The organism is Pseudoruegeria sp. SHC-113, assembly GCF_025376885.1.
GTDB lineage: Bacteria > Pseudomonadota > Alphaproteobacteria > Rhodobacterales > Rhodobacteraceae > Pseudoruegeria.
Window position 1 is genome coordinate 506,926 of record NZ_JAHUBR010000001.1, and the last position, 15,084, is coordinate 522,009.

At 64.7% G+C, this 15,084-nt stretch carries 17 protein-coding genes; 8 read left to right on the top strand and 9 right to left on the bottom strand.

Annotation, left to right across the window (positions count from 1 at the left end):
* Positions 1–36: 36 nt before the first annotated feature.
* The gene (locus KVX96_RS02430; RefSeq protein ID WP_261192626.1) at positions 37–1,713 is read left to right on the top strand and encodes a tetratricopeptide repeat protein; all 1,677 of its coding nucleotides are present in this window, start codon (positions 37–39) and stop codon (positions 1,711–1,713) included.
* Complete coding sequence (locus tag KVX96_RS02435; RefSeq protein WP_261192628.1) at positions 1,703–2,539, top strand: 4-(cytidine 5'-diphospho)-2-C-methyl-D-erythritol kinase; 837 nt, start codon at positions 1,703–1,705, stop codon at positions 2,537–2,539. Before KVX96_RS02430 ends, KVX96_RS02435 begins: the two co-directional genes overlap by 11 nt.
* A gap of 110 nt (positions 2,540–2,649) precedes the next feature.
* On the opposite strand, the gene KVX96_RS02440 is transcribed toward KVX96_RS02435, so the two are convergent.
* Positions 2,650–3,648 carry a polyprenyl synthetase family protein gene (locus KVX96_RS02440; protein ID WP_261192629.1) on the bottom strand — a complete coding sequence of 333 codons (999 nt, stop codon included), beginning with the start codon at positions 3,646–3,648 and terminating at the stop codon, positions 2,650–2,652.
* Positions 3,649–3,704: 56 nt separating this feature from the next.
* Here KVX96_RS02440 and KVX96_RS02445 point away from each other — a divergent pair, with 56 nt between their 5' ends.
* The 3 genes from KVX96_RS02445 (at position 3,705) to KVX96_RS02455 (ending at position 4,979) form a co-directional block, all read left to right on the top strand.
* The gene (locus KVX96_RS02445) at positions 3,705–3,929 is read left to right on the top strand and encodes a DUF2007 domain-containing protein (protein ID WP_261192630.1); all 225 of its coding nucleotides are present in this window, start codon (positions 3,705–3,707) and stop codon (positions 3,927–3,929) included.
* Complete coding sequence (locus tag KVX96_RS02450) at positions 3,926–4,675, top strand: tRNA1(Val) (adenine(37)-N6)-methyltransferase (RefSeq protein WP_261192631.1); 750 nt, start codon at positions 3,926–3,928, stop codon at positions 4,673–4,675. Before KVX96_RS02445 ends, KVX96_RS02450 begins: the two co-directional genes overlap by 4 nt.
* Positions 4,676–4,811: 136 nt before the next feature.
* Positions 4,812–4,979, top strand: coding sequence for a YdcH family protein (locus tag KVX96_RS02455; protein WP_261192633.1), 168 nt, complete (start codon positions 4,812–4,814; stop codon positions 4,977–4,979).
* A gap of 14 nt (positions 4,980–4,993) precedes the next feature.
* Here the strand turns inward: KVX96_RS02455 and KVX96_RS02460 are convergent, their stop codons facing one another.
* The 5 genes from KVX96_RS02460 to KVX96_RS02480 form a co-directional block, all read right to left on the bottom strand.
* Positions 4,994–5,857: a DMT family transporter gene (locus KVX96_RS02460; RefSeq protein WP_261192635.1), complete on the bottom strand. Its 864-nt coding sequence runs from the start codon at positions 5,855–5,857 to the stop codon at positions 4,994–4,996.
* Positions 5,854–6,798 (bottom strand): transcriptional regulator GcvA, encoded by a 945-nt coding sequence (gene gcvA, locus KVX96_RS02465; protein WP_261192636.1) that lies wholly within the window; start codon positions 6,796–6,798, stop codon positions 5,854–5,856. The genes KVX96_RS02460 and gcvA overlap by 4 nt, the downstream gene beginning before the upstream one ends.
* A gap of 314 nt (positions 6,799–7,112) precedes the next feature.
* Positions 7,113–7,838, bottom strand: a complete 726-nt coding sequence (gene phbB, locus KVX96_RS02470) for an acetoacetyl-CoA reductase (RefSeq protein ID WP_261192638.1) — start codon at positions 7,836–7,838, stop codon at positions 7,113–7,115.
* A gap of 76 nt (positions 7,839–7,914) precedes the next feature.
* Positions 7,915–9,090, bottom strand: a complete 1,176-nt coding sequence (locus tag KVX96_RS02475; RefSeq protein WP_261192639.1) for an acetyl-CoA C-acetyltransferase — start codon at positions 9,088–9,090, stop codon at positions 7,915–7,917.
* A gap of 157 nt (positions 9,091–9,247) precedes the next feature.
* Entirely contained in the window at positions 9,248–10,087 is an 840-nt protein-coding gene (locus KVX96_RS02480) for an EAL domain-containing protein (protein ID WP_261192640.1), read from the bottom strand.
* Positions 10,088–10,245: 158 nt separating this feature from the next.
* Between KVX96_RS02480 and KVX96_RS02485 the strand changes: the two genes are divergently transcribed.
* Positions 10,246–10,815 carry a DNA-3-methyladenine glycosylase I gene (locus tag KVX96_RS02485; protein WP_261192641.1) on the top strand — a complete coding sequence of 190 codons (570 nt, stop codon included), beginning with the start codon at positions 10,246–10,248 and terminating at the stop codon, positions 10,813–10,815.
* Between the two features lie 13 nt (positions 10,816–10,828).
* On the opposite strand, the gene KVX96_RS02490 is transcribed toward KVX96_RS02485, so the two are convergent.
* Entirely contained in the window at positions 10,829–11,770 is a 942-nt protein-coding gene (locus KVX96_RS02490) for a sterol desaturase family protein (RefSeq protein WP_261192642.1), read from the bottom strand.
* Complete coding sequence (locus KVX96_RS02495; protein WP_261192643.1) at positions 11,767–12,162, bottom strand: hypothetical protein; 396 nt, start codon at positions 12,160–12,162, stop codon at positions 11,767–11,769. The genes KVX96_RS02490 and KVX96_RS02495 overlap by 4 nt, the downstream gene beginning before the upstream one ends.
* 506 nt (positions 12,163–12,668) lie before the next feature.
* Between KVX96_RS02495 and KVX96_RS02500 the strand changes: the two genes are divergently transcribed.
* Positions 12,669–13,496 (top strand): peptidylprolyl isomerase, encoded by an 828-nt coding sequence (locus KVX96_RS02500; protein WP_261192644.1) that lies wholly within the window; start codon positions 12,669–12,671, stop codon positions 13,494–13,496.
* A complete protein-coding gene (locus tag KVX96_RS02505; RefSeq protein WP_261192645.1) occupies positions 13,493–14,509 on the top strand; it encodes a HupE/UreJ family protein in 1,017 nt (338 codons plus the stop codon). Before KVX96_RS02500 ends, KVX96_RS02505 begins: the two co-directional genes overlap by 4 nt.
* On the opposite strand, the gene KVX96_RS02510 is transcribed toward KVX96_RS02505, so the two are convergent.
* Positions 14,506–15,069: a TlpA disulfide reductase family protein gene (locus KVX96_RS02510; RefSeq protein WP_261192646.1), complete on the bottom strand. Its 564-nt coding sequence runs from the start codon at positions 15,067–15,069 to the stop codon at positions 14,506–14,508. The two genes, KVX96_RS02505 and KVX96_RS02510, sit on opposite strands and share 4 nt — an antisense overlap.
* Positions 15,070–15,084: the final 15 nt, after the last annotated feature.

Genomic DNA, 15,084 nt, shown 5'->3' on the forward strand with positions numbered 1-15,084 from the left:
ATTCGCGTGGTCAGGAAGCATCTGAGGGCACTTGCCGTGCTCGCATTCGCCGGGGCGCCATTCGCCCCCGTCGCCGTTCAGGCCGAAGACGGGCTCGCCGGGCCCTATCTGGCCGCCCGCCACGCCAGCATCTTCTCCGATTACGAAGCCGCCGCGAATTACTTCACGCGGGCGCTGCTGCGCGATCCGGGCAATCCGGCACTGATGGAGAACGCGCTCACCTCCTTCGTGGGCCTTGGCGATCTGGACCGTGCGGTGCCGGTGGCGCGCAAGATGGTGGCCGATGGGATCAACTCCCAGACGGCGCATATGGTGCTGCTGACCGATCAGTTCCTAACCGGAGAATACACCGCCGCCGTGGCCGATCTGCAGTCGGGCCGCAGTGTGGGCCAGCTTGTGGACGGGCTCGCCGTGGCCTGGGGGCTTGTTGGCGAGGGCGAGATGGGCGAGGCGCTGGCCGAATTCGACGCCATGAGCGAACAACCGGGGCTGGCCGCCTTTGCGCTGTTCCATAAGGCGCTGGCGCTGGCCTCCGTGGGCGATTTCGAAGCCGCCGATCAGATCTTTTCTGGTGAAAGCGGCGTGACGCTGCAGGCCACCCGCCGCGGGGTCATGGCTCATGCGCAGGTGATGGGCCAACTCGATCGCGCCGAGGATGCCATTCAGCTGATCGACGCTGTTGCCGGCCGCGATCTGGACCCGGAAATGCAGAGCCTGCGCGATGCGCTCGCCGCCGGGGAGGATGTACCCTACGACATCGTGCGCGACCCGAAAGAGGGGCTGGGCGAGGTCTTCTACATGGTCGCCGAGGCGCTGCGCTCGGACGCGATGCCGGGCTACACGCTGCTCTATTCGCGCATGTCCGAAGCGCTGCATCCGGGTCAGATCGAGGTGCTGCTGATGAGCGCAGGCCTACTGGAAGAGATGGAGCGCTACACGCTGGCCACCGAAACCTATGACAAGGTGCCCGCCGATCACCCGTCTTTCCATGCCGCCGAGCTGGGCCGCTCGCAGGCGCTGATGGATGCGGGCATGGAAGAGGCGTCCCTCGAAGTGCTGCGCCAGCTTGCCAAGACGCACCCGGATCTGCCGCAGGTCCATGTCTCGCTCGGGGATCGTTACCGCCAGATGGAGCGGTTTGACGAGGCCTCCAAGGCCTATGACGTGGCGCTGGAGATCTACGGCGAGCCCAACGCGAGCCATTGGTTCGTCTACTATGCGCGCGGCATCACCCATGAGCGCGAGGACCGCTGGGAACTGGCCGAGGCCGACTTCCGCGAATCGCTCGAACTGGTGCCGGGCCAGCCGCAGGTGCTGAACTATCTCGGCTATTCGATGGTCGAGATGCAGATCAACCTCGATGAGGCGTTGCAGATGATCGAGGAGGCCGTCGCAGCGCGGCCCGATGATGGCTACATCACGGATTCGCTGGGCTGGGTGCTGTATCGCCTTGGCCGCTACGAGGAGGCCGTGGTGCATATGGAGCGCGCCGCCGAGCTGATGCCGGTGGACCCGATCATCAACGATCACCTCGGCGATACCTACTGGGCTGTGGGCCGCCAGCTTGAGGCGCAGTTCCAATGGCGCCGGGCGCTGTCCTTCGATCCGGAGCCGGAAGAAGCCGAGCGCATCCGCCGCAAGCTCGAGGTGGGGCTCGACGTGGTGCTTGAGGAAGAGGGCGCCGATCCGATTTCCGTGGCCAATGACGGTTAGGGAATTCGCCCCGGCGAAGGTCAATCTCACGCTGCATGTAACGGGCCGCCGGCCCGATCGTTACCATTTGCTGGATTCCTTCGTCGTGTTCGCTTCCGTTGGCGATTGGGTGCGGGCGGAGCCTGCCCCCGAAACGCGGCTCGCCGTGAGCGGACCCCGCGCCGAGGGCGTGCCGGTGGACGGCCGCAATCTGGTGCTGAAAGCCGCCGCGCTGTTGCCGGAGGTGCACGCCGGGATCATGCTTGAAAAACACCTGCCCGCCGCCGCCGGGATCGGAGGCGGCTCCAGCGATGCCGCCGCCACGCTGCGCGCGCTGGCGCGGCTGGGTGGCGCGGAGCTGCCTCCGGCGGAAGCTGTCTTGGCCTTGGGTGCGGATGTGCCCGTCTGCCTTGCGGGTCGCCCCTGCCGGATGGAAGGGATCGGGGAGCGGGTCACGCCGCTTTCGGGGGCTTTGCCGGAGATGGGGATCCTGCTCGTCAATCCGGGCGTGGATGTGCCGACGCCAAAGGTCTTCGCCGCGCTGGACCGGCGAGACAATCCGCCGATGCCTGAGGCGCTGCCCGTCTGCGAGAGCCTCGGCGCTTTCACGGCCTTCCTTGCGCAGCAACGCAACGATCTGGAAGCACCCGCCCGCGCTCTTGAGCCCGTGATCGGCGAGGTGCTTGCCGCTCTTGCAGCCACCGATGGCTGTTCTCTGGCACGGATGTCGGGCTCCGGGGCGACCTGCTTTGGCCTGTATGAAAACGAGGCCGCCGCGCAGGCCGCAGCAAAGGCGCTGCAGCGTCATGTAGATTGGTGGGTGGCCGCGGGGAATGTTTTGCCCTGACAAAGCCGGGCAGGCCTCGCCCGAGGTGGGGGCGAAGCCCCCGCCTTGGGGGCGGGCGGGGGCTGCCCGGCGTGCCGCCGGGCGAACCGAAATCATAAGGTAGGGAGTGCCTAGCTTATCCGCTCGACAACGTAGTCGGCGATGTCCGTCAGCATATCGCGGATCGGATGATCGGGCAGGACAGCAATCGCCTCCTTGGCCTGCACCGACCACGCCAACGCTTCCTGCCGGGTTTCCTCCAGCGTGCCGTGCTTGCGCAGCAATTCCAGCGCATGTTCGAGATCGCCGTCTTCCTGCTTGCGCTTCTCGATCACGCGGGCCCAGAAGGCGCGTTCCTCGGCATCGGCGCAGGCCACGGCCTTGATCACGGGCAGCGTCAGCTTGCCTTCGCGGAAGTCATCGCCCACATTCTTGCCCGTCTGCTCGGCCAGCCCGCCGTAATCCAGCAGATCATCCACGATCTGGAAGCTGATCCCCAGCGCATCGCCATAGGTGAACAGCGCCTTCACATGAGCCTCATCCGCTCCGGCGATCACGCCGCCCACTTCCGTGGCCGCCGAAAACAGTGCCGCCGTCTTACCGCGGATCACCTGCATGTAGATCGCCTCGTCGGTGCGCAGATCCTGCGCCGCCGTCAGCTGCAGCACCTCGCCTTCCGCGATCGTGGCAGAGGCGTTGGAGAGGATGTCCAGTACCCGCAGGTTGCCGGTTTCCACCATCAGCTGGAAGGCGCGGGAAAACAGGTAATCCCCCACCAGCACGGAGGATTTATTGTCCCACAGCAGGTTGGCGGTGGGGCGGCCGCGCCGCTGGGCGCTTTCGTCCACCACGTCGTCATGCAGCAGCGTAGCGGTGTGGATGAACTCCACCGTGGCGGCGAGATTGATGTGATAGGGCCCTTCGTAGCCGCAGAGCCGCGCGGCGGCCAGGGTGAGCATCGGGCGCAGGCGTTTGCCGCCGGCCTCCACAAGGTGGCGCGTCACCTCCGGGATCCGCGGCGCATGTTCCGACGCCATGCGCACGGCAATCAGATCGTTCACCGCGTCCAGATCCGCGGACAGATGGGCGCTCAGGCGCTCGTGGGGTTTGGTTGTGCTATCCAATGCCATCACGCTCTCGTCACTGCTCTCGACAAATGCAGGGGGAACTCATTAGTTGTCAGACTATGAAAGAACTCATGCGTACCAACGACCCGACCCTGATCGCATTCGCCAAAGCCCTGCTTCAGGGGGAGGGTATAGACTGCTTTGAAATGGACGTAAATATGAGCGTCCTTGAAGGGTCCATCGGCATTTTGCCACGCCGGATGCTGGTGCGCAGCGAGGATCATTTCCGCGCCGCTGCCGTGCTGCGCGACAATGACATCCCCGTCTCGGAAGCGGGGCGGTGAGCCAGCCTGACCTGACGCAAGACGCGTTTCTGGGCGGGCGGCTTTCGGTCTGGCAGCCGCGCGCGGGCTACAGGGCCGGGGTGGATCCGGTTTTGCTGGCCGCAGCCGTGCCCGCAAAGGCGGGTGACAACGTGCTGGAGCTGGGCTGCGGCGCGGGCGTGGCCAGCCTCTGCCTTGCGGCGCGGGTGCCGGGGCTGGTGCAGGCTGGTATCGAGGTTCAGCCCTTCTACGCCGCTCTGGCGCGGCGCAACGCGGAAGAAAACGGCGTGGCGCTTGAGGTTTTTGAGGGCGATCTGGCCGCGCCGCCGGAGGCGCTGAAGGCACGGAGTTTCACCCATGTGATCGCCAACCCGCCCTATTTCCTGCGCAATCGGGGCACTGCCGCGCCGCAGGCCGGGCGGGAGCGCGCAATGGGTGAAGAAACCCTTCTGGCCGACTGGCTCTCTACGGCAGCGCGGCGCCTTGCGCCGAAGGGCTGGCTGACGCTGATCCAGGATGCCGAACGCCTGCCCGATCTGCTGCGCGACATGCCCGCGAGCCTTGGAAGCCTCACGGTTTTGCCCCTCGCCGCACGGGAAGGCCGCGCTGCCCACCGGGTGATCCTGCAGGCGCGCAAAGGCGGGCAGGCGGCGTTTTGCTTGCGTGCGCCCGTCGTGATGCATGACGGCCCCCGCCACATCGTCGACGGGGAGGATTACGCGCCGATGATCCGCGCGGTGCTGCGGGAGGGCGCGGCGCTCGGCTAAGCCCCTGCCCGCCGCTGCATCGCAGCGCGCAAAGGCTTGCCGATTTGCGCTGAATTTTACCGGCAGAGCGTGACACGACTCGGATTATGTGCTGCACTCATACTGTTGTTACACAGACCAACACAGGAGGACGAACATGAGCGTCAGCGCACATGTAGCTGAACTGCAGAAGAAGCACCACATCCTCTCGGAGAAGGTTGAAAACGCACTCCGAAGCCCTTCTACGGACGATCTTGAGATCGCGGCGCTGAAGAAACAGAAGCTGCGCATCAAGGAAGAAATCCAGCGCCTTTCGACTGTCTGACCTTTACCTCAACTTCATGTTTTGGCACTGGCGCGGGCCGCCAGTGCCGCACCACCAGTGATCAGCAGCGCCGCCGCCAGCAGAAGCCAGCTTGGCGCTGCAATCCCAAAGATGACCAGCGCCAGAGTTGACAGCAAGGGGGCCGCGTAGGACGCGACGCCCAAAAGCTGGATGTCGCCCTGTTTCACCCCGATATCCCAGACGTAGAAGGCCAGCCCCACCGGGCCGAGCCCCAACGCCAGAACAGCGCCCCAACCAAGGGCGTCCTGCGGCCAAACCGTTGTTTCCAAAGCCAGATGCGCTATGGCTGAAAGCACCGCCGTGGCAAGGCAGAAGACGGCCACCGAGGCAGTGGGCGTTTCGCCGAGTCGCCGCGAGAGCACCGAGTAGCCCGACCACGTGAGCGCGCAGAGAAAGGCCAGCCCGTAGCCCGGCAGCGCACTGCCCTCAAAGGCCGCTCCCCCGCGCAACACGATGAGCGCCGCCCCGGCAAAACCGATGAGTGCGCCAAGGACATGGCCGGCCCGCAAGCTTTCGCCGGGCAGCAGGCCCGAAAACAGCACGATGAGCAGGGGCCAGAGATAGGCAATCAGCCCGGCCTCTGCCGCCGGGGCCATGCGCAGGGCGGAAAAATACAGAAAATGGTAGCCAAAAAGCCCCAGCGTGCCGAAGGCATAGACGCGTAGGGGGATCGCTTTCAGCTGGCCGAACCCACCCGTGCGCCAGACCCAGATCAGCCCGATCGCGCCGCCGATCGAGAAGCAGAGCGCGTTCAGAAGGAATGGCGGCACCGGCGCGCTGCCCACGGTGAAAAGCGCCAGCAGCGCCCAGAGCAGCACGGCGATGAAGCCGATGGCCGTTGCGCGGGATTTTGTCATCGGGGCAGATCCTTCACATCCACGAAGGTGAATTCCTCGCTGATATAGGAGAGCTTTGCAATCTCGGCGGTGATCCAGTCATGAAAGGCGCGGATGGCGGGGCGCGCCTCGCTGCCGGGCAGGCAGACGAAGCGGAAATGGGCGTCGATGGCGAGCGCGGTGCGGAACGGGGCCACGAGCCGCCCCTCCGCGATGTCCTTCACGATGAAGCCGCGCCGCCCCAACACGACACCAGCGCCGTTCAGGGCCGCGTCGATCGCGTGATCGGCCTGGGTGAACCGCGCCCCGCGCGTGGCGGCAAACTCGACGCCGACCGCCTGAAACCACGCGTGCCAATCGCAAGGCGGCTCCAGAAAGGCGATGGAATCATCATGCAGCAGGGGGGCTTCTTTCAGGCTTTCGATGGTGGGGAAGCGCGCGTGCATCTCCGGCGTCATCACCGGGGTGAGCCACTCGCGGGCCAGCGGGCGGGAGTGCAGGCCGGTGTCGGGCGAGGCCCCGAAGCGGATCGCCACGTCCACATCATCGCGCGCCAGATCGGCCATCTTCAGGGAGGCGGCGAAGCGCAGCTCGATCTCCGGGTGATCCTGCGCGAACTGGTAGAGCCGGGGGGCGAGCCATTTCGCGGTGAAGGCGGGCCCGGCGGTGACGCTGAGCGTGTTGCTCTCGCTCAAACGCCGCGCGCTGCGCCAGGCGCTGGCAAGCTGATCGAACCCTTCCGTTGCGCCGGGGCTCAGGGCCTTGCCTGCGGCCGTCAGTTCCACCGCGCGGTTGAGGCGGAGAAACAGCGGTTGCCCGAAATGGGCTTCAAGGGATTTGATCTGGAAGGAAAGCGCCGCCGGCGTGACGTTCAACTCCGCAGCCGCCTTGGCAAAGCTTAGGTGGCGGGCGGCGGCCTCAAAGGCGCGCAGGGCGGTGAGCGGGGGCAGGCGATCCGGCATTTCACATAAGTAAAACTAAACTGACGCCTTGGAAAGTCTCGTTTGTGGCTTTCTTTGCGAGGCTCCATATTGGGTGCAGTTCAGAAACACTTAAGGAAAGCGAGATCGAGATGTTCGAGAGCACCGCCCAGACCCGCACCCGCGACGCGATCCGCGCCGCCCACGCCGAACGCGGCGCAGCCTTTGCCGGCCTGATGAGCCGCCTGTTCACCCGCCACACTTCCCGCTGATCGTTTCCAGTAGATCCGTGGAAAGCAAAGGGCCGGCCTCCTGTTCAGAGTGCCGGCCCTTCCTTTTTGTCCGCTGGCGCGCGATCAGCTCATGTACTGGCCGCCATTGGCGGAGATGGTGGAGCCGGTGATGAAGGCGGCGTCATCCGAAGCAAGGAAAGCCACGCAGCGCGCGATCTCGTCGGCCTCGCCGAGGCGGCCCACCGGGATCTGCGGCAGGATAACCTCGTTCATCACTTTTTCAGGGATCGTGCTCATCATCTCGGTGTTGATGTAGCCCGGGCAGATCACGTTCACGGTGATGCCTGCGCGTGCGCCTTCCTGGGCCAGCGCCTTGGTGAAGCCGATGTCGCCGGCTTTCGAGGCGGCGTAGTTGGCCTGGGCGAACTGGCCTTTCTGGCCGTTGATGGAGGAGATCGTCACGATCCGGCCGAACTTGCGCTCGCGCATCCCGCCCCAGACGTTGTGGCTCATGTTGAAGACGCCGGTGAGGTTGGTGTCGATCACCTCGTGCCATTGCTCGGGCGTCATGCGGTGGAAGGGGGCGTCGCGGGTGATGCCCGCGTTGTTGACGAGCACGTCGACGGGGCCAACCTCGGCCTCGACCTTGGCGATGCCTTCTTTGCAGGCGTCATAATCGCCGACGGACCATTTGAAGGTAGCGATGCCGGTTTCGGCGGTGAAGGCTTTCGCGGCCTCATCGTTGCCGCCGTAGGTGGCGGCGACGTTGTAGCCCTCGGCTTTCAGTTTCTTTGCGATGGCGGCGCCGATGCCGCGTGTGCCGCCGGTGACAAGTGCTGTTCTGGCCATGGATGCTCCTCCCGGGCGCGTAATCAAATTTCCCAAAAAAATTGGGGCGCGCAATTTTCTTGCGCGCCCGTTTGTCTTAGTCGCGTTCGACGCAGAGGGCAACGCCCATGCCGCCGCCGATGCAAAGTGTCGCAAGGCCCTTCTTGGCGTCGCGGCGCTGCATCTCGAACAGCAGCGTGTTCAGCACGCGGCAGCCGGAGGCACCGATGGGGTGGCCGATGGCGATCGCGCCGCCGTTGACGTTCACGATGGCCGGATCCCAGCCCATCTCCTTGTTGACGGCGCAGGCCTGTGCCGCGAAGGCCTCGTTGGCTTCCACGAGATCCAGATCGGAGGCGGACCAGCCGGCCTTCTCCAGCGCCTTGCGCGAGGCGTAGATCGGGCCAACGCCCATGACGGAGGGATCAAGGCCAGCGGTCGCGTAGGAGGCGATGCGGGCGAGCGGTTTGATGCCGCGCTTCTCGGCGTTCTCAGCGCTCATCAGCAGCACGGCGGCCGCACCGTCGTTCAGGCCGGAGGCGTTGGCAGCCGTGACGGAGCCGTCCTTGGTGAAGGCCGGGCGCAGTTTCTGCATGGCTTCGATCGTCGCGCCGTGGCGGATGTATTCATCGCTGTCCACCACGATGTCGCCCTTGCGGGTGGAAATCGTGACGGCGGTGATCTCATCGGCGAATTTGCCGGCCTTCTGCGCGGCTTCGGCTTTGTTCTGGGAAGCGACGGCGAATTCATCCTGCTGCTCGCGTGAAATCTGCCATTTCTCAGCGACATTCTCGGCCGTCTGGCCCATATGGTAGCCGTTGAAGGCGTCCCAGAGGCCGTCCTTGATCATGGAGTCGATGTACTTCATGTCGCCCATTTTCTGGCCCTGACGCAGGTTGGCGACATGGGGGGACATGGACATGTTTTCCTGACCGCCAGCGGCCACGATATCGGCATCGCCGAGCATGATGTGCTGGGCGCCAAGCGCCACCGCGCGCAGGCCGGAGCCGCAGACCTGGTTGAGGCCCCAGGCGGCGCTTTCGATCGGCAGGCCGGCGTTCACATGCGCCTGACGGGCCGGGTTCTGGCCCTGGCCGCCGGTCAGCACCTGGCCGAGGATGGTTTCGGAAACGTCGCCTTTCTCGATCCCGGCACGCTCGACAATGGCTTCGAGCACGATCTTGCCCAGATCATGGGCGGGGGTATTTGCAAAGGAACCAAGGAAAGAGCCGACCGGGGTCCGGGCGGCGGAGGCGATAACGACATTCGTCATGGGGTGAGTCCTCTCCCAAATGAAATCTGGCAAGGCTCGGCCACGGCACGCGCGGCCTGTTATCTCGCCGGTGCAGCATTATTGGTAGGGACATTGCTGCGAAACAGCAACGGACAGGGTGTCTCACATAATGGGCAAATGCCGTTTGTTTGCGCAATCAGGCGCGTTTGCGGCCGGTTTCCGCCTCCCACGGGGGGTGAATCGTGGGCGCGGCGAAGAAATAGCCCTGCATGCAATCGATGCCGAGCCGCAGGAGGTATTCCGCGTCGGCCCGTGATTCGACGCCCTCGGCCACGGTGTACATGTCGAAGTGTTCGCCGATGGAGAGCAGGGCGCGGGCCAGCACCTGATTGTCTGCATCTGTGGCGATGTTGCGGATGAACTGGCTGTCGATCTTCAGGATGTCGAAATAGAACTGCTTGAGGTAGCGGAAGGCCGTGTAGCCCGCGCCGAAATCATCCAGCGCGAAGGCCACGCCTTTGTCCTGCAGGCCCGCCATGAAGGTGGTAACGAGCTCTGGCATGAGCATGGCGCTGGATTCGGTAATCTCGAGGATCAGCCGCTCGCCGATGCGGGGGGCGGCGGTGAGCCCGGCCTCCAGCGTGCGCTGCCATTGCGGATAGCCGATGGAGCGCGCTGACATGTTGATCGAGAGCCGCAGGCTGGGCTGTTCGGCCAGTGTGCGCAGGCCGAGCGCGAGGGCGGTGCAATCGATCTGGCGGCCCAGATCGCTTTCTTCCGCCACGCCGATGAAATCGCGTGCGGGGATCACGCGGCCGGTGTCGTCGAAAATACGGATCAGCCCTTCATAGAAGGCCACGCCGCCGCCCTTCTTGGCGCGCATCACAGGCTGGTAGGCGAGCGCCACCTCCCGATGGGCGAGCGCGCGAGAGACCATGGCCAGCGTATCGCGATTGCGCGAGGCGGTGGCGGCGGCGAGGGGGCTTTGGTGATGGGCGGGAACATCCCGCAGGCGATCCTGAAACTGAGGCGACATCCGGCAATCCTTCTGGCAACAGCCACAGCATGGATCGCGACAGGTTTATCAGTGGTAAAGATTCTTATTTTGTTCTAATTTTCGAACAATGCCGTTTGAAGGGAAATTTTACCGCTTCAGGCGCAACAATCAGGCAGGGCGATCAGGAAGGCAGAACCATGGAACGATGCGGCTGGGTGGGCTCAGAGCAGATCTATCTGGACTATCACGACACCGAGTGGGGCGTGCCCGAATACGACAGCCGTGCGCTCTGGGAGAAGCTGATTCTCGACGGGTTTCAGGCCGGGCTGAGCTGGATCACCATTCTGAAAAAGCGGGAGAATTTCCGTGCCGCTTTTGAGGGCTTCGATCCCGATGTCATCGCGGGCTGGGGCGAGGCCGAGGTGCAGCGCCTGCTTGCCGATCCTGGCATCGTGCGCCATCGCGGCAAGATCGAGGCCACCATCGGCAATGCCCGCGCCTGGCAGAAGATCGAGGCCGATCGGGGGTTTGACCGCTTCCTCTGGGATTACGTCGGCGGCGCGCCGATCCAGAACAGCTTTGTCACGCTGGCCGAAGTCCCCGCCGAAACTCCGCTCTCCAAGCAGATCTCCAAGGATCTGAAGAAAGCGGGCTTCCGTTTCTGCGGGCCGACGATTGTCTATGCCTTCATGCAGGCGGTGGGCATGGTCAATGATCACCTCGTGACCTGCCCGCGCCATGACGCGGTGAAGGCGCTGGCACGGTGAAGGTACTGGCGCGCTAGGCGCGGTAATCCTCGAACCCCGGCGTGCCGGCCACGTCCGGGTGGCGGCGGACGTAGTCGGCCTTGATCGTGGCGGTGCCGTCTTGCGGATTGTCGTGTCGCCAGCCGGGTGGGTTGATGGCATAGCCGAAGCGCTGGCGCAGGCTCAGGCCGGGCTGGGTCATGTCGCGCAGCACGGCGACCCATTCGTGGAAGGCCACCCGCAGCGGATTGAACGTGCCGATATTGGTGACAAGCCCGTAATCGACCTTCTCGTCCTCCCGTTCGGGCACGAAGGTGCCGAACATCTTGTCCCACATAATGAAGACCCCGGCGTAATTCGCGTCCAGATAGCGCGCGTTGCGGCCGTGGTGGACGCGGTGGTGGCTCGGCGTGTTCATCACCGCCTCAAACCAGCGCGGCATCTTTCCGATGGCCTCGGTGTGGATCCAGAACTGGTAGATCAGGTTGATGCCGCCCACGAAGAGCACCATGGCCGGGTGAAAGCCCAACAGGATCAGCGGCGCGCGTACGATCATCATGAAGGTGAAGGTGCCCGTCCATGTCTGGCGCAGGGCGGTTGTCAGATTGTAGTGCTGGCTGGAATGGTGGTTTACGTGGCTCGCCCAAACCCAGCGGATGCGGTGTCCGAAGCGGTGCACCCAGTAGTAGCGCAGATCATCGAGCACGAAGCAGAGCAGCACCACCCAAGCCGAGGTGCCCAGATCCAGCGGCGTGAGCGCCCAGAGGAACATGAAGAAGCCCCAGGCAATGAAGCCCAGCACGATGCCGCTCGCCACGCTGCCCGCGCCCATGATCAGCGACGTCATCGCGTCCTGCATCTCGTAGCGGCCACCCCGGTGCTTGGTGGCGATCCAGATAATCTCGATCAGGATGGCGGCGATGAAGAAGGGCACCGCGAAATTCACGACGTCGGGGTAGGTGAGCATATCGGTCATGCGGCGAGCTCCTGTATCTTTTCTTGCCAGAGGGGCCGCTCTTCGGCGGTGAGGCGCAAGCGCGGGCCGGGGGAGGCGAAGCTGTGGAGATCCACGCGCAGGCCGCAGCGGTTGGGTTTGGCCACGGCACCGGCCAGTCCGCGGGCCACGGTGTCGGCCCCGAAGGCCCAGATCAGCACGCCGCCGGCATCGGTCTCCACCAGCGCGCTGCGGCCATCCTGCGCCAGCAGCACCCGCCCGCCCTCGCGCGCGGGCATGTGGCGCGCCAGCGCGCGGCGCACGTCGTCCTCGCTCTGAAAGGCAAAGGGGTGCGAGACGCCAAGCAGGCGTATCGTCAGCGCAACGGCGATCAGGCCGAAAACGACAAGCGGTCCCAGAACCGAAAGTGGCATGATGTCCTCCCGGGGAAAATCTCGGCCAGCCCTTTGTTTCCTGTCAATCCGGACGTTGGGTCAGCGGGGCTGCAAGGCGCACTGGGCGGCCTCTGCGTATGCGTTAACAGGCCGCTAACGGGCTGCTAACGCGGCACGGGGCAATCTGTGCCTGCGTGACGCTGATGCGTTCGAGGTCTTTTAATTACCTGTTTCTGTTACCAAACATTTCGGCGGTGGCCCGAGCGGAGTTGTGCCCGCGACGGCTGTGTGTAACCGCCTGACCACCTACTTGTTTTAGCTGCCAAGACCACACGGCAACACGCGCATCCCCAGGAGGGTTTCGGCCCTCCGGTGCCCCGGAACGTGCTTCAATTCTGCCTGCCCTGGCGAATCCACGTTCCGGGGTGTTTTCCTTTTGGATTTCGCCAAATGCCCGCCGGCTTGCCCGCCAGCCGTACTGGACACCCAAGCCGCCTTCGTGCTTCCTTCGGGGCAAACCTCTGATCCCGAAGGCCGTTTGTCCGATGCTCCGATCTCTCCTGCGTGAACCGCTCCTGCATTTTGCTCTGATCGGCGTGGTGCTGTTTGCCGTCTTCGCCATGCGCAACCCGGAGGCCGGGGCGCAGGCTGATGCTCGGGTGATCGTAATCGATGACGCCGATGTAGAGCGGCTGCGGCAGAATTTCACCTCCGTCTGGAACCGCCCGCCCGAGCCCGAGGTGCTGGAGGGGCTGGTCGAGAATTACATCTACGAGGAAGTGCTGGTGCGCGAGGCACTGGCCTTGGGGATGGATCAGGGCGATGCGGTGATCCGTCAGCGCCTGCGTCAGAAGATGGAGTTCCTCGCTTCCGCTGCTGCCGAGGCCGTGGCACCGACTGAAGACGAGATCGCGGCCTTTCACGCGGAGAATGCAGCGGCCTACACCCGCCCTGCCCGAATCGGCTTCCAGCAGATTTTCCTTGGTGACAACGGGGTAGAGGCGGACGCCGTGGCGATGTTGAAGGATCTGGAAAATGGTTTGGACTGGCAAACCCTCGGCGCGATGAGCCTGTTGCCGCCGGAACTGTCGTCTGCTCCGCGTGCGGCAATCGAAAGCCTGTTTGGTCCTGGTTTTTACTCGGAACTCGATGGTGCGGAGCCGGCGCAATGGTTTGGGCCTGTGCGCTCAGGATATGGGCTGCACATCGCGCGCATCACTGAAGTGATACCAGCACAAACCCTGCCCCTGGAAGACGTACGATCGAAGGTTGAGGCGGACCTCAAGCAAGCCCGCGCGGCCGAGATGGCCGAGAAGCAGCGCGCCTTTCTCTTGGGGCGCTACACCGTCGAGCGGGCGGAGGCGGCGCAATGATCCGAGCCGCTCTTGCGCTGCTTGTCAGCCTCTGCGCGTTCCTCCTTGCTCCGGCGCAGGCCAACGCCCATGCGCTGCAGCCGGGCTATCTGGAACTTCAGGCGCTGGGCGGCGATGACTTCCGCGCGTTCTGGCGCCGCCCCGATGTGCAGGGCGCGCCAATGGCGATCGACGCCCGGCTGCCCGAAAACTGCACCCTGCGCAGCGGCCCGGCCCCGCAGTTTGATGGCGAAGGCTGGGTCACCCAATGGATCACCGCCTGCCCCGGCGGGCTGGCCGATGGCGAGATCTTCATTGAAGGGCTCGCCAACACCCGCACGGATGTTCTGGTGCGCTACGAGATCGAAGCCGGGCAGGGCGAGGCGCAACGGCTCACCGCATCAGAGCCCGGCTTCACCGTGCCGCGCGCGCCGGGGCCGGGGGAAATTCTGGCGAGCTACTTCGGCCTCGGGATCGAACACATTCTCGAAGGGCTCGATCACCTGCTTTTCGTCTTCGCGCTGCTCCTACTGATCCGGGATCGCTGGCGGCTTCTGGGCGCGGTGACGGCCTTTACCGTGGCGCACAGTGTCACGCTTGCGGCGGCGGCGCTGGGCTGGCTGATCGTGCCCGGTCCGCCCGTGGAGGCGATCATCGCGCTGTCCATCATGTTCCTTGCCGCAGAGGTGCTGAAAAGCGGCGACGGGCAGGCGCGGCTCTCGGAGCGGTTTCCCTGGCTCGTGAGCTTCGGCTTCGGCCTTCTGCACGGGCTGGGCTTTGGCAGCGCGCTGCTGGAGATTGGTCTGCCGCAAAGCGAGATCTGGCTGGCGCTTCTGGCCTTCAACCTTGGGGTGGAGGCCGGGCAGATCCTGTTCATCGCCGTGGTGCTAGCCGCGGGCTGGCTGCTTGCGCGCGTTTTGCCCGCGCTGCTGGACAAGGCCACGACCCTTGGCGCGACGCTGGCAACAGCGGTGACCTATGCCGTGGGGGGCATCGCGGCCTATTGGTTCGTGGAGCGGGTGATGGCCTTCTAGCTGCCGTCCGTTTCCGCAAGCGCTGCGATGATCGCCTTTGCACTGTCGCTGTCCCATTCCGCGTCACCGATCAGCCGGGCGATCTCGCGCCCTTCCGGATCCAGCAGGATCGTGACGGGCAGGCCAAGCACGCCGCTTTCGCGCGCCAGCGCCATGTTCGGATCCAGCAGCACCGGGAGGTGTTGAATCTCAGCCTGTTTGAAGAACTTGTCGATGGCGGGCCTCGGGTTGCGCCCGGTGGCGATGGTTACCACCTCGAAGCGCTCCCCGCCCAGCTCGGCCTGCAGCCGGTCCAGCGAGGGCATTTCGTGGCGGCAGGGGGCGCACCATGTGGCCCAGAAATTCACCAGCGCGTATTTGCCTTTGTAGGCCTCAAGCGTCAGCTCCTGCCCCTCGGCATCGGTGAAGGCCTTGACCGAGGCGGGCGCGGGATCGCTGTGGAACATGAGCTTCTTCATGTCGCCCTCGCGCAGGGCTTCCACCGCAGCCATATCCGCAAAGGCAGCATTTGCACCAAGCGCAAGGGCCGTATAGAGAACGGCGGACCGTAGTAAGCGCATTTATCCCTCCGATGG